General features: G+C 67.5%; 11 protein-coding genes and 1 pseudogene. 8 read left to right on the forward strand and 4 right to left on the reverse strand.

What is annotated here, in order from left to right:
• Positions 1-21 precede the first annotated feature (21 nt).
• From AQ611_RS02365 to AQ611_RS02380, 4 genes are all read left to right on the forward strand, one after another.
• Positions 22-4,101, forward strand: a complete 4,080-nt coding sequence (locus AQ611_RS02365; RefSeq protein WP_069233641.1) for a non-ribosomal peptide synthetase — start codon at positions 22-24, stop codon at positions 4,099-4,101.
• 85 nt (positions 4,102-4,186) lie between these two features.
• A complete protein-coding gene (locus tag AQ611_RS02370) occupies positions 4,187-4,978 on the forward strand; it encodes a 2,3-dihydro-2,3-dihydroxybenzoate dehydrogenase (RefSeq protein ID WP_059516249.1) in 792 nt (263 codons plus the stop codon).
• A 64-nt stretch (positions 4,979-5,042) separates the two neighbouring features.
• Positions 5,043-6,203, forward strand: a complete 1,161-nt coding sequence (locus AQ611_RS02375; RefSeq protein ID WP_083237208.1) for a 3-deoxy-7-phosphoheptulonate synthase — start codon at positions 5,043-5,045, stop codon at positions 6,201-6,203.
• The gene (locus AQ611_RS02380) at positions 6,184-7,413 is read left to right on the forward strand and encodes an MFS transporter (RefSeq protein ID WP_069233642.1); all 1,230 of its coding nucleotides are present in this window, start codon (positions 6,184-6,186) and stop codon (positions 7,411-7,413) included. Before AQ611_RS02375 ends, AQ611_RS02380 begins: the two co-directional genes overlap by 20 nt.
• Positions 7,414-7,641: 228 nt before the next feature.
• Here AQ611_RS02380 and AQ611_RS02385 read toward each other — a convergent pair whose 3' ends face one another.
• On the reverse strand, positions 7,642-8,013 hold the full coding sequence (locus AQ611_RS02385; protein WP_059516253.1) for a hypothetical protein: 372 nt from the start codon (positions 8,011-8,013) through the stop codon (positions 7,642-7,644).
• 418 nt (positions 8,014-8,431) lie between these two features.
• Between AQ611_RS02385 and AQ611_RS26030 the strand changes: the two genes are divergently transcribed.
• Positions 8,432-8,662, forward strand: a complete 231-nt coding sequence (locus tag AQ611_RS26030; protein WP_069233643.1) for a hypothetical protein — start codon at positions 8,432-8,434, stop codon at positions 8,660-8,662.
• 187 nt (positions 8,663-8,849) lie between these two features.
• Here the strand turns inward: AQ611_RS26030 and AQ611_RS02395 are convergent, their stop codons facing one another.
• The gene (locus AQ611_RS02395) at positions 8,850-9,605 is read right to left on the reverse strand and encodes a Mut7-C RNAse domain-containing protein (protein ID WP_069233644.1); all 756 of its coding nucleotides are present in this window, start codon (positions 9,603-9,605) and stop codon (positions 8,850-8,852) included.
• A gap of 131 nt (positions 9,606-9,736) precedes the next feature.
• On the opposite strand from AQ611_RS02395, the gene AQ611_RS02400 reads away from it, so the two are divergent.
• From AQ611_RS02400 to AQ611_RS26035, 3 genes and pseudogenes are all read left to right on the forward strand, one after another.
• Positions 9,737-10,606, forward strand: coding sequence for an NAD(P)-dependent oxidoreductase (locus AQ611_RS02400; protein WP_069233645.1), 870 nt, complete (start codon positions 9,737-9,739; stop codon positions 10,604-10,606).
• A 129-nt stretch (positions 10,607-10,735) separates the two neighbouring features.
• The gene (locus tag AQ611_RS02405) at positions 10,736-11,383 is read left to right on the forward strand and encodes a LysE family translocator (RefSeq protein WP_059516261.1); all 648 of its coding nucleotides are present in this window, start codon (positions 10,736-10,738) and stop codon (positions 11,381-11,383) included.
• Positions 11,384-11,746: 363 nt separating this feature from the next.
• A pseudogene (locus AQ611_RS26035) lies at positions 11,747-12,213 on the forward strand (LysR substrate-binding domain-containing protein); the annotation flags it as partial.
• Positions 12,214-12,376: 163 nt separating this feature from the next.
• Here AQ611_RS26035 and AQ611_RS02415 read toward each other — a convergent pair.
• Both AQ611_RS02415 and AQ611_RS02420 read right to left on the reverse strand, forming a co-directional pair.
• Entirely contained in the window at positions 12,377-13,207 is an 831-nt protein-coding gene (locus AQ611_RS02415) for an OmpW/AlkL family protein (protein ID WP_059516264.1), read from the reverse strand.
• Between the two features lie 16 nt (positions 13,208-13,223).
• On the reverse strand, positions 13,224-14,471 hold the full coding sequence (locus AQ611_RS02420) for a DUF2957 domain-containing protein (RefSeq protein ID WP_059516266.1): 1,248 nt from the start codon (positions 14,469-14,471) through the stop codon (positions 13,224-13,226).
• Positions 14,472-14,553: the final 82 nt, after the last annotated feature.

Raw genomic sequence — 14,553 nt, forward strand, 5'->3', positions numbered from 1 at the left:
ATTATTTCGCCAACACGCCACATGCAGCAAACGAGTGAACGGATTCATGCGACGGCCGCGCAATACGGCATTTGGATCGCGCAACAAGTCGACCCGGAAGGCGCGAACTATCTGACGGCCGAGGCGATCGAGTTAAACGGCGCGCTTGACGTCGGCGCGCTGCAAGCCAGCGTGACCGATGTGCTCGACCATGCGGATACGCTGCACATGCGCTTCGAATGGGATGACGGCGCGTCCGGCACGCAGCGCCGCTTATGGCAGCGCCGTGTTGCCGCGGATGCGTCGCTGCCGACCGTCGATTTCAGCAAGCACGGCAATCCCGAACAGGCCGCACATGCGTGGATGCATGCATCGCTGTCGGCCCGCTGCGACGTGACGTCCGATGCGCTGTATCGGACCGCGCTGCTGCGGTTATCGCCACTGCGCCACTGGTGGTATTTGCAGGTTCATCACATCGCGCTCGACGGATTCGGTTACGGTCTGCTACAGCAGGCTGTCGCCGCGCGCTACAACGCGCGTGTCGGCGGCGCGCCGCTGCCTGCGCTGCCGACATGGCGCATCGAGCCGGCGGTCGACGCGGACGCCACATACCGCGAGACAGGCGGATTCGAGCGGGATCGCGCGTTTTGGCGAGAGCATTTGCGCGGCTTGCCCGCACCTGCGCAGATCGCGCCGCAACAGCGCTCGGACGATATGCCGCGGCGGCGCACGCTGACATTCGAGCCGGCGCGTGCCGATGCGCTGACGGCCGCGGCCGCACGCGCCGGCTCGGACTGGAGCGCATGGATGCTCACCGCGATCGGCCTGTGGCTGGCCAAGCAAGCGGGCCGGCGCGACCTGACGTTCGGCATGCCGGTGATGAACCGGCTGGGCACCCCCGTTCTCGATGTGCCGTGCATGGCGATGAACCTCGTGCCATTCGCGGTACACGTTCGCGCCGATGCGTCACCGCATACCCTCGTGGCCGAGACTGCCGGTCAATTGCGCGCGATCCGGCCGCATTTGCATTATCGCTATAGCTGGATTTGCGGCGATCTCGGTTTGCTCGAACACGACAAGCCCGTGTTTAACCAGGTGGTAAATCTGATGCCCTTCGATCGGCGCATCACGTTCACCGGCTTGACGAGCGATGTGCATCCCGTCAGCGCCGGGCCGGTGAAAGATCTGAACGTGACGCTCGTCGTGCGTGATCGCGCATGGCGCGTGACGCTCGAAGCGAATCCCAATGCGTATGACGATGCGCGTTTATCGGCACTCTCGCGCAGTTTGTCCGGCTGGCTGGCCGCATTCGCCGCGCATGAGCCGGATAGGCCGCTCGAGCCGCTATTGGACGATCTGCCGCCGCTGTCGGTCTGCCGAGGCGAGCCGCTGCGCGAGCCCGTGATCGACGTGCTCGCGCTTGTTCGGCAGGCGGCGGCGCGCGTACCGGACAGCATCGCGATCGAAGCCGGCGACGTGCGACTCGATTATCGCGCGTTGATCGCGCGCGTCGATGCGCTCGCGCAGGTGCTGACCCAACGCGGCGCGGCCGCGCACAGCCGGATTGCGATTATGGCGGGGCGCTCAGCGGATGCGATCGTGTCGATGCTGGCCGCCTTGCAAGTCGGCGCGGCGTTCGTGCCGCTGGATCCCCGAGGCCCCGCGCAGCGGATAGAGGACATGCTTGCGGATGCCGCGCCCGATCTCGTGCTGACGCGCACGCAGTGGCGAGGCGCGGCGGGCACGCTGCCGGTCGTCGATCTCGACGCGATCGATTTGGCTGGCGCGGCGCTCGGCACCGTGGCGGACAAGGTGCCGAGCCGCGTCGATTCGATGGCCGCGCCGTGCGCCGGCTCGAGCGCCGCGCCGCGCGTCGGCGCGACTCCAAGCATGGCCGCGAATGCCACAACGGGCGTCGCCTCGTTCAGCGAAGCGGACGCCGAGCCGGACGCTGCGTCGCGCATCGTTACGGATAGCGAAACGAATGCCGAGCCGTGCGCCCGACAACCCGCGTATCTGCTCTACACGTCGGGCTCGACCGGCAAGCCGAACGGCGTGCTGGTCGGCCGTCGCGCGCTCGCGCAGTTCGTTGCGAGTACGCGCGCGTTGTACGGCATCGGGCCGTCCGACCGCGTGCTGCAGTTCGCGCCGCTGCATTTCGACGCGAGCATCGAGGAAATCTTCTCCGCGCTATGCAATGGCGCGACACTCGTTTTGCGCAATGACGCGATGCTCGATTCGGTCGCGACCTTCGCCACTGCGATCGAGCGTCTGCGCATTACGGTGCTCGATTTGCCGACCGCATACTGGCACGTGCTTGCCCATGCGCTCGACGCCGATGCCGCGCGGCGGCTCAGCGGCGTGCGGCTCGTGATCATCGGCGGCGAGGCGGCGCTGCCCGAGCGGATCGCGCGCTGGCGCGCACTGCTGCCGCAGCAAGTGCTGCTCAACACTTACGGGCCGACCGAAGCGACGATCGTCGCGACCACGGCGCGCGTCGGCGGCCCGCGCGCCGTTTGGCGTGACGGCGATGCGGTGCCGATCGGCCTGCCGCGCCCGGGGGTGGACGCGCGGCTCGTCGACGAGCGGCTTTATCCGGTTGCAGTGGGCCAAACCGGCGAACTTGTGCTCGTCGGCGACGCACTCGCGCTCGAGTATCTGCACGATCCCGAACTGAGCGCCGCGCGCTTCGTCATGCTGCCCGACACCGGCGAGCGCGCATATCGGACCGGGGATCTCGCCCGGCTGCACGACGGGCAATTGCGGTTTCTCGGGCGCATCGATCACCAAGTGAAGATCAGCGGCTTGCGCATCGAGCCACTCGAAATCGAAAACCTGCTGCTGAGGATGCCGAACGTGCGCGAGGCGGCGATCGTGCCGGTATCGCGCGGCGGCGGAGTTTGCACGTTGAGCGCGTTCGTCGCGGGCGAGCCTGACGTGGCTGCGCTGCGCGCGTTCCTTGCGCGCTCGCTGCCCGCACCGGCTGTCCCCGATGCGTGGCACGTGCTCGGCGCACTGCCGCGCAACCCGAACGGCAAAACCGACCGCAAGGCGCTGCTGGCGCATGCAACCGCGCAACGCACGGACAGCGCCGACGCCGACGCGGATGCGAGCGGGCTGGAGCGCCAAGTCAAGCGCGCGTTTTTGCACGTGCTCGGCGATGTTCCGCTCACGGGCGCATCGAATTTCTTCGATCTGGGCGGCAAATCGCTGCAAGCGATCCAGGCGGCCGCGCACCTTGCGGCCGAATTGCGGCGCGACGTGCCGGTCTCGATGCTGTTTCGCCATGCGAGCGTACGCGCGCTCGCGCAGGCGCTGAGCGTGCCGCTTGCGTACCACCGCCCGCATACCACACCGGATGCGTTCGCGCCGACGCTGACGATCCAGACCGGCGACGCGGGCCGGCCGGCGCTGATTTGTTTCCATCCGGCCGACGGCATTGCGTGGGGCTATCTACGCATTGCGCGGCATGTGCCGCAGACCACTGTGTATGGCTTGCAGATGTCGGCCGACGAGACGCGCCAAGCATCCGATTTCGACGCGCTGGCCGAGTGCTACGCGGCGCGCGTGCGCGCGTTGCAGCCGCATGGGCCGTATTACCTGCTCGGCTGGTCGCTCGGCGGCGCACTTGCGCATGGTGTCGCGGCGAAGCTGGCTCGCGACGGGCACCCGATCGGTCTGCTTGCGCTGATGGACAGCTATCCCGCATCGGCGTGGCGTGCCCACCCGATGCCGGCGTTGCGCGACGTATTGCAGATCCTGCTGAGCGCCGACGGCGATTTCGATACCGACGGCATGGCCGCCGATGCGCTGCGCGAGCGGTTGCTGCGCGCGAACGGCGCATTTGCCTCGCTCGGCCCGGCGGGCTTGGACGCGTTCGCCGCACAGGCGCTGCGGCAGATGCAGATGTTCCGCTCAAGCGATACGCCGCGCTACGACGGCGACGTGCTGTTGTTTCGCGCCGCCCGCCATCCCGCGCATGCGCCCCGTGCCGACGCGTGGTCCGCGCATCTGCGCCCGGGCGCGCTGCAATGCCGCGTGCTCGCATGCTCGCACGAAGGCATGTCCGATCCCGCGCCGATGGCTGAGATCGGCGCGGTGCTCGCCGAGCGTCTCGGATAGCGCTGGCGCGCGAAACCGGCGCCTGCGCGTCTTCGACGCTTTTTCACGATTCTCCGGCATTCACGATATTCAGGAGCTTGATCCGATGAGTGGCACCTTTCCCGAATTTCCCGGCACGGTCGCGGTGGTGAGCGGCGCCGCGCAGGGTATCGGCGCGGCCGTTGCGCGCGCGCTTGCCGCGCGCGGCGTGAGCGTCGCGGCGCTCGACGTGCGCGCCGATGCGCTCGCGCAGTTGGCCGCCGACGCCGGATCGGCCGGCGCGCGCATCCATCCGTTTGCCGTCGACGTCGCGAACGCCGACGCCGTGCGCGCCGCCGTCGAGCGCATCGATGCGACGCTCGGCCCGATCGGCATGCTGGCCAATGTCGCGGGCATCTTGCGCGTGGCCGACGCGAGCACGCTGAGCGATGACGATTGGGCGCACAGCTTCGCCGTCAACACGAGCGGCGTCTTTTATCTGTCGCGCGCGGTCGCGCAGCGGATGATCCCGTTGCGCGCGGGCAGCATCGTCACGGTCGGCTCGAATGCGGCGCTCGTGCCGCGAATGCGGATGGCGGCATATGCGGCGTCGAAGGCGGCCGCGCATCAATTCACGAAATGCCTGGGCCTCGAGCTTGCCGAATACGGGATTCGCTGCAACATCGTCGCGCCCGGCTCGACCGATACGCAGATGCAGCGCCAGCTTTGGACCGATGCGCGCAGCGCCGACGCCGTGATCGACGGCTCGCTGCCGGCGTTTCGCACCGGCATTCCGTTACGCCGGATCGCCGATCCGGACGATGTCGCGGCCGCCGTGCTGTTCCTGCTGTCGAACGCATCGCGGCATGTGGCGCTGCATAGCTTCACGGTCGACGGCGGCGCGACGCTCGGCGCATGACACGGCCGGCGCGCGCCGCAGCGTCGGCGCGCCGGCCTCTTCGTTTTCTTCTCGATATCCGGTTATGAAAAACATCATCCTGTACTCGAACGGCGGGGCGGCCGGGGAGCCCGCGCGCGGCGCGCGGCAGCGCGTTCGCATGCCGTTGCCCGCGCCTGCCGCGTTGCGCCGGCGCTATCCGCTCACGGCGGCGATGCGCTCGAGCGTCGACGCTGGCCGGCGGCAATTGCAGGCGATTCTCGAGCGACGCGATCCGCGCTGGATCGCGATCGTCGGGCCGTGTTCGATTCACGATCCGCAGGCCGCGCTCGATTACGCGCTGCGCCTGGCCCGCCTGGCGCCGGCGGTGCGCGATGTGTTCTGCATCGTGATGCGCGTGTATTTCGAGAAGCCGCGCACGACGCTCGGCTGGAAAGGGCTCATCAACGATCCGCGCCTGGACGGCAGCCATCGGATCGACGAAGGGATTGCGACCGCGCGCCGGCTGCTCACCGAAGTCAGCGCGCTCGGGCTGCCGGCCGCGGTCGAGGCACTCGATCTCGTCACGCCGCATTATCTGAGCGATCTGGTGAGCTGGGCCGCGATCGGCGCGCGCACGGCCGAATCCCAGGTGCATCGCGAAATGGCCTCGGGGTTGCCGATGCCGGTCGGCTTCAAGAACGGCACGGACGGCGACGTCGACGTCGCGATTCACGCAATGCTCAGCAGCATGCAGGCGCACACGTTCATCGGCCTGCACGACGAAGGCTATCCGGCCATGCTGGATACCGACGGCAATCCACATGCGCACCTGGTTTTGCGCGGCGGCCGCGACGGCCCGAACTACGGTGCGGCGAGCGTCGCGGCGGCTGAGCGCGCGCTGTGCGCGAATGCGTTGCCGCAGAACATCATCGTCGACTGTTCTCACGCGAATTGCGGCAAGCATGCCGCGCGGCAGGTCGCGGTGCTTGACGATGTCGTCGAACAGATTTGCGCCGGCAATCGCTCGATTCGTGGCGTGATGCTCGAGAGTTTCATCGAAGAAGGGCGGCAGTCGCTCGACGACGGGCCGGCCGCGTTGCGCTACGGTTGCTCGATCACCGATCCGTGCCTCGGCTGGCAGGCGACCGAGGCGGCGCTGATGAGCGCGCATGCGCGTCTGGCCGCTCATGTCACGCACCGTCGCCAATCCGCGCCTTCGCCGCTTTATATCGATCAGGAACGACATGTCCACGACTTCCGCTGACACCGCGTCGACAGCCGCAACCGGCCCGGCGCTCACGCCGCTGCTCATCGCGAATTTCGCGATGATGGCGGGCAGCTATGCGTTCTTCGCCGTTGCGGCCCCGCTCGCGCGCTTGCTGAATCTGCAGGCATCGCATATGGGCGCGATCATTGCCGTGGTCGGGCTGGTCTGGGTCGCGACCGCGCGCCGCTGGGGACGCTTGGCGGATTTGCGCGGTCGCGTGCCGGTGATGCGCATCGCGATGGCCGGTTTTACCGCGTCTTATCTGCTGCTCGCGCTGTATGTCGGGTGGGCGCTGCGCGCTCGCGCGCCTGCGCTCGCGCTGAGCGTGGCGGTGCTGTTGGCGACGCGCGCGGCGATGGGCGGATATTTCGCCGCGTTGCCGGTCGCGGCGTTTGCGTGGATTGCCGATCGCACCGCGCCGCACGCGCGCGCGGCGGCGATGGCGCGTTTCGGCGCGGCGGGTGCGCTCGGCATGGTGATCGCGCCGCCCGTCGCCGGCTGGATCGCCGGCCACGATATGGCGGCGATGCTTGCCGTGTTCGCGCTGTTGCCGCTCGCGGGCTGGCCGGGGCTCGGCCGTCTGCGCGATACCGGGCCGCGGGAGCGGCGCGATGCGCCGGCGCGGCTGAAGATCGCCGATGCGCGGATACGCAAGCCTTGGCTCTGCGCCTTGATGCTGTACAGCGTCATCGGGATCGCGAACAGCGCGTTCGGGTTTTACGTGATCGACCGGCTGCACGTTCCGGCGCGGCAAGCGGCTGTCGTCGCGGGCTACGCGCTCGGCAGCGCGGGATTGGGCATGATCGCGATGCAGTCGGTGGTCGGCCGGCTGCCGAGCGTCGCACCGCTGCAGTGGCTGCGCTGGGGAGCACTCGCGGGTGCGGCGGGATTCGCGTCGGTGCTGCTCGTCGGGCCGGCGCAGCCGATGGCCGTCTGCGTGAGCTATCTCGTCGCCGCGTGCGGGATGGGCGCGTCGTTTCCCGCGGTGGCCGCGCTCGCGAGCGCGGCGGTCGATGCGCGAGAGCAGGGCGCATGCGCCGGGGCGATGTCCACCGCGCAAGGGCTCAGCATGGTTGCCGCGCCGCTCATCGGTGCAGCGTTGTATGACTGGCGCGCGCAAGCGCCGTTTGTGGTTATCGGCGGGATGTTGTTGATGGTGTGCGGCGCGACGTGGCCGCGCACACGGCGGATGCATGCGCAGCCGTGACGCGGGTTGCCCGGCGCGCAACGGCGGGCACGGCGGCATACGCCGGGCGGCGGAGTCGAGCGGTGGGGGCGTGAGTTGCGCCGGCCGGACGGCGGGCGCGAATACGCAGCGCCGGCGGGCTGAAATATCGGCGCGCCGGCATATCGGCACGCGGGCGCGTCGATCGACTATGCTGGACGCGCTAAGCGGCTAAGCGCGTCGAATCGACGCTGCCCAGCGCGCCGCGCGTCATACCGAGCAGCGAGCGATATGAAAGCGCAGCTCCGATTCTTCCGGATCGCCGTCGCCGCTTCTCGGGCGATAGACGCCGAGCGTCGTGCCGCTCGAGCCGGATGGCGAGAGCGTGACGGTCCAATCCGCATCGGTCGAGTACGGTCCGATCAGCACGGTCGTCGGGTTTTGCTGCGCGACGCGCGCCTGCGGCAGGCGGCTCGTCAGGCAGCGTTCGATGTCGCGCGGCTCGCGCGCCGACGACACATAAATGATTCGGCCGTTTGCCGAGCTGCCCTGCGGGCCGTTCGCCGGTGAGCCGGCGCAGCCGGCGAGCGTCGCTGCGGCGCTGACGAGCGCGCAGCGCACGAGAATCTTGATCGATTTCATAGGCGATTCCAAAGTGATTCGTTGCAAAGTCATGCGTTGACGGCACATCCGGATTCCACCCGGCGCATGCCGCTTTGCGCCGATTGGGCGGGTAACGTGAGCGAAATGTCGTGCGAAACACGACGCTCGTGCATCCGGATGTGCTCCGAGCCTAACAAGACACGCGCGCCAAGGGTGTTAAAAAGTGTTTTCATTTCGCTGACGGCGCGCGACGCGCAAGCTTGAAAAAGGCTGTGCACGATGTGTCAACGCCGCGCGCACGCACTGCGTTATAGAAGCGGCGCACGAGCATCCGGTGCGACGAATGCCCGGCGAACAGCCGGGCGCGCGGCCGGATCTCGGACAATACCGGCGCCAGATGCGCTCCAACGCATCGTTCTTAATCGGATCTTTCCGTTTTGGATAGTCAAGGAAAAACATGAAGAAGATCATTGCTTCGATCGCCACTGCTGCTGTCGCACTCGCTTCGGCTTCCGTGCTCGCACAGGCGTCCGCGCCGGCCGCGTCCGCACCGGTTGCCGCATCGGCCGCCAAGCACGACAAGAGCAAGCCGAAGCACGAGCTGAAGAAGCACGGTTCGGAAAAGGCCAAGATGAAGGCGCAAGCCGCGTCGGCAGCCGGTACGAACGACAAGGGCACGCAGCAGTAAGCATTGGCCCGCGGCGGTGCGATGCGCCGCCGCCGCTTCTCGGACAAACCCCGTCCTCCTTGCGCAGGGCGGGGTTTGTTTTTTGTCACGAATATTCAAACCACTGCCGAGCGGGCGGCATTTCAAGCATAGGCACAAACCCAAGCGCGATTCTTTTACGCTTGTCAGCCATGCGCCCGCGCGCCGGTCATACGCCGGGCGGTACCGGCCGCGACACGCTGTCGATCAGCGTGCGCATGTGCCGCCAGTGCGAGCCTTCCCAAAACACACGCCGACAGATATCGCAGGTGACGAAGCGCGTATGCCGCTCGAGCACGCCGGGCGGCACGCGTGCGGCGGCCTGCGACGGTTCGATGCGCCGCAGCGGTGCATTGCACGACAGGCATAGCCGGAACGGTTGCACGCGGCCGGCAAGATCGAGCCGGTCGAACAGTTCGCGCAGTTGCGCGGGCGGCTTGAGCGCGCGCACATAGCAGCCATGCACGATGGTGCGGCGCTTGAGCAATTCGCGGTCGCGGGTGAGCACGATGCGCGCGTCGCGCGCGGCGATCGCTTCGATCCGCGCGTCCGGATAGTGATTGTCGTAGAGCGTATCGAAGCCCGCCAGACGCAGTAGCTGCGCGAGGCCGCCGAGATGCGCGTCGGCGATGAAGCGCGTGACGCGCAACGGCGCGGCGCGCACGCGCAACAGTGGGCCGATGCCCGGCGATTCGACGCGCGCGTGGACGGCGACGCGGTCGCCGTCGTCGAGCGTGCGCTCGAACGTCGACGATTCGCCGTTGACCAGAATCAGCTCGACCTCCGTGTGCGGAACGCCGAGCGCTTCGATCGCATGTTTGACGCTCGTGCCGCGCGCGTGCGTGCGTTCGAATTCGCGGTTGCGCAGCGGCCGCGCAAGGAAATCGTTCAGCTCGGCATGGAAGCGGAAGGTCACGGTGATCATGGCCCAGTATCGCACCGCTGCGCGCTGGCCGCATCGCGCGCGGATGGATGACGGCCGCGAGCAAACATCACACGCCTGTGCTTTACTCGTGCTGGTGACGTGACACGGCGAATGAAAGGAACACGACAGATATGGACATCGGATTTATCGGTACGGGCGAAATGGGCGTGGCGATCGTGACGAATCTGCTGAAAGCGGGGCATCGCGTTCGCGTATGGAACCGTTCGCCCGAGCGCGTCGCGCCGCTGGTCGCGCTGGGCGCGCAGCAGGCCGCGACGGTTGCCGACGCGTTCGCGGGCGATGCGGTGTTTTCGATGCTCGCCGACGATGCGGCCGCGCGCGGCGTGTTCGATGCAGCGCTGCTCGAACATGCGCCGCGCGGCCTCATTCATGTGAATATGGCGACGATCTCGATTTCCCTGGCCGGCACGCTCGCCCAAATGCACGCGGAGCGCGGCATCCATTACGTTGCGGCGCCGGTGATGGGACGGCCGGACGTTGCGGCCGCGGCGCGGCTGACGATCATCGCGGCCGGGCCTGCCGAGGCAATCGACCGGATGCAGCCGGTGTTCGACGCGATCGGCCAGAAAACCTGGCGGATCGGCTCGTTGCCGCAGCATGCGAACGCGGTGAAGATCGCGGCGAATTTCACGCTCGCGTCGGCGATCGAGACGATGGGCGAAGCCGCCGCGCTGCTTGCCGCGCACGGCGTCGCGATGCGCGACTATCTGGACGTGATCACCAACAGCGTGTTTCCCGGCCCCGTCTACCAGGGTTACGGCGAGATGATCGCGCAAGGGCGCTATGAGCCCGCGTTGTTCAAGGCGCGGCTCGGGCTCAAGGACGTTCGGCTCGCGCTCGAGGCGGGCGACGCGGGGGCGGTGCCGCTGCCCATCGCGAGCGTCGTGCGGGACAGCTTGATCGAAGCGCTCGCGCATGGCCACGGCGAGCAGGATTTCGCGGTGCTCGGGCAGGTAGCGGCGCGGCGGGCGGCACGATGACGGGGCGTGACGCGGCGGCCATTTGTCTTGGATGCACGGCGGCCGTTGCGCTTGTCCGCCGCTCGCCCTGCCCCGGTCAGCGGTTGCCGGCATAATCGGCGTTGCCTTTCTTTTTTCGAAAAGGACGTTATGAATCTGCATACGTGGTGGCTGTTTGTCGCGACGGTTTTTGTCGTATCGGCGATTCCCGGGCCGAACATGCTGCTCGTGATGACGCACGGCGCGCGCCACGGCTTGCCGCGTTCGACCGCGACGATGGCGGGCTGCCTGAGCGCGCTTGTCGCGATGTTGTCGGTATCCGCGGCGGGGCTCGGCGTGTTTCTCGAGACGTGGCCGGCGATGTTCGACGCGCTGCGCTATGCGGGCGCCGCATATCTCGTCTATCTGGGCGTGAAGGCGTGGCGGGCGGGCGTCGACGAGAAAGGCGGCGCGCCGGGCGCCGAGCCGCGTGCGGGCGGCGCGTGCGCGGCCGAGGTGTCGCGCTGGGCGCTGTTTCGCAACGGCTTTCTCGTCGCGGGCAGCAACCCGAAGGCGATCCTGTTCGCCGCGGCGCTCCTGCCGCAGTTCATCGACGCGTCCGCTTCCACGCTGCCGCAGTTCGGTATTCTCGTTTCGACGTTCGCGGTCATCGAGGTGAGCTGGTACATCGTCTATGCGTCGTTCGGCACGCGGATCGGCGCGACGCTTCGGAGCGCAAGCGTCGCCAGGGCGTTCAACCGGCTGACGGGCGGGATCTTCGTCGGCTTCGGCGCGATGATGGCGTTGGTGCGGCACTAACGGGGCGTCGAACCGGTTTGCGATAGGCAGGCGGTGTGGGTCGCGCGGCTTTTGATGCGGCGCGGCCGTTTTGCGGCGTTCCGACTGATGCGATTCATACGCAAGATTTCGCGCACGAGATTCGTACGCGCCGTGCGGTTGCCGGCCGTCTTGCGCAAACAACCGGCTTGCCTGCCGGTCCGGCGTCAACAGTGGGCTGCCGCGCGTCGCGTCGGCGCAAGCGTCACTGGAGTCCGCCAACCGGCGCGACCCCTACCGGCCACTGGAGCCCGCCAACCGGTGCGGCCCCTACCGGCCGGCGGACCCGTCGCTCACCGCGCCTCGCGCCGCCAGTCCAGCACGAGCGCCGCCCACGCGAATCCAAGCCGGAGCCTCGGCATGCAGCCGACCGTGCTCGTCGCGGCACGCGAATTTGCGCTGCCGCCAGGGCCGCTGTCGCTCGACACGCTCGCGCGCTATCCGCGGGCGCTAAGAGTCAGGACGGCTGCGGGATGCGCTCGGCGCTCAGCCGCGCGTTTAGCGCGGCGGGGTTGTCGTTCGACGTCGTGGTTGAGGCGCTCAGCTTGGATTTGCCGCTCTCGCTCGTTGCGCGCGGGGCTGGGCTGGGCGTCGCGGCGGTGTCGGCGCTGGCGCGCAACCCGCACCGGGCGGCGTTGAAGGTGATCGAAGCGCCGGGAATCGCGCCCGAAAGCCACGTATGGCCCGTACACGGCGTGTTGCCGGGGCGGCAGATGTGCCCGGTCGAGCTGCTGCGCGACCAGTGGAGCGCGGTGCTGGAAGCGGAAAACGGCGCGCCAACCGCGTCGGTGGCGCGGCTGCCGGCGCATTAGAGCAGTTGCTCGAGGGAAAATCCGTATTTTCACGACAGAAATGTTGCAACGCGTCAAAGGATATCGTATAGTACGAACTGTCTCCTCCATGTCTCCTCTGATATGGATTCAGCCCGCCTTTTCAGGCGGGCTTTTTTTTGCCCGTCGATCGGGGGAGCCGCGCTCAGAACTTGTACGACATCCCCAGGTAGCTGATGAGGGGATCGGCTTTCAAGTCCGATTTCGATTCCGCGAGCGTTGTGCCGTCGGCTGCCTTGATCGTCACGGTCGACGTCGTCTTCAGCGGAATGTACGTGACCGACGCGACGAGCCCCCAGTGATCGGTGATGTTGTACGTCAGGCCCGCATTGAACACCGGCTGCCACGACGACGACGCCTTTGCCGACACCTGCGTGAGCCCCGGCTTGCCCGCGCCTGCGGCGAGAATCGCTCCGAGATTGTCCTGCGTCTGCTTGATGAAGTTCGTGTTGAGTTGCAGATCGCTGAACCAGTTGTACGACACGCCGATGCCGACGAACGGCCGGAACTTGGTCGTTGGTTGACCGAAATAATACTGAAACACGACGGCCGGACTCCACTGCCGCACGCTTTTCACGTTCGGATTGACCTGCGCGAGCCCGATGTTTTGCGTACCGAGCGCGCCCGCCGGGCCGGGCGGGACGATCGTGCCGTGCCCTTTGACCGAGAACACCGGCGGCACGCCCGCCACGGACGTCACCGCGATGTGGTCGGTCACGAAATGGCTGATCGTCATGCCGAGCGTGTCCGAGCCGCTCGTGCGCAGCCCCGTGCCGTCCGACGTGAACGACGGCGGCAGCCGCAGCGGCGTGTTGATCGGCGTAGGCGCGACGTTGGTCGTGAGCGGCGTGCTGCTTTGCTGCGGCATCACGTGAAACCAGCCAAGCGTGATGACGTTGCTGCCCGCGCTTTGCGCATGCGCGGCGAACGGGGCCAGCGCGGCGGCGCCGAGCGCCGCGCGGAGTGCTTTTTTCATACGGCCTCCCGGTCGCTTATTGCACGAACGCGCCGATCGTGAAATACGGCGACGACGAATTGGACGTGTCGAGCAAGCCGAACACCCCTCCCGTGAAAATGAACTTGCCGGTGGGCGCGGAGCTGCCCGCTCCGACGTGCGTCGAGGTGATCGTGCCTGGCACCGTCTGTGTGTAGTCGAGGTTCAGCGCGGTCGCGAGCGACGCCTGCGACGCATTGAACGGGTCGAGCAGCGTCGCCTGCGTGTTGGTCAGCGCGGTCGTCCGATAGTCGAACTGGCTGTCCACGCCGATGTACTCGCCGTTTTGCGAGCCGGTCGTGAGCGCCGTTTGCGGCGACAGGATCGAGATGCTCGCCTCGTCGTCGGCGGTGAGGCCCGGCACGCCGTTCGCGTCGGGTGTCGGGCCGGGGTTCGCGACGCCCGTGCGGATCATGATCGGCACCAGCTGGTTGCGCAGCTTGCCGACGATCACGAAGCCCTTGGCCTGCGGCACCGTCGCGAGCGTCGGCTTTGCCTGGCTCTGGAAATGATCGGTTTCGAACGCGCCCGTGCCGTTGGGCGATTGCACGAGGTTGGTGCCGGGCTGGCGGCAGGCGCCGGCGTAGATGCCCGTCGAATCGCAGCGGGTCCATGTGCCGTTCGCATTGATCGTGACCTTCGCGTCGATCGTGACGGGCGCGAAATTCTGTGAGCCGACCTGGCCGTAACCGAGCTGGCTGTACGTGCCGGCAAGATTCGCGACATTAGTCTCCAGCGACGAGAACGCAATGAACGGGTAGTACGGGAATTTCGTGTCGGGAATCGCGCCTTGTCCGAGCAGGCCGCCGTACTGGATCTCCTTGCCGGGGACCGTGCCGCCGACGACGCCCATTCCGAGGAAGATCCGCGCCGGGCGGTTCGGGTCGAGACTCGCGCCGTTCAAGCGGAACGCGCAGTTATTGAGTTTTTGCGTCGGCAGCAGCGTCTCATGCGTGAGCGTGCCGCTCTGGACGGTGCCTGCGCGTGTCGGCGCGGCGGTGCCCGTGGTTTGCGGAACCGGCGACGCGACGAACGTGATCTGCCAAGTCATCTTCGTTGTGTCGATTTGCAACTTGACGAGTTCACCGCTGCCGCTGCCGCCCGTATAGACCGTGCCGTAATCGACTGTCGACGGACAGAGCGGCGTCTCGACGACAGGCTGCGCTTCGCTGCTGTTGTCCGCGCCGCCACATGCCGAAATGAGGGGGGTAGCGCAGGCCAGCGCCAGAATGACGTTCCGCTTCATGATGCTCCTCCAAACTCCACAAAATTGTCGTTATGCGGCGGCCGGCTCCCTGTCGGCCGCTCGTCGTCGGGCTGGCTGCGGG

Origin of the sequence: Burkholderia singularis (assembly GCF_001718875.1) — a bacterium.
Taxonomy (GTDB): Bacteria; Pseudomonadota; Gammaproteobacteria; order Burkholderiales; family Burkholderiaceae; genus Burkholderia; species Burkholderia singularis.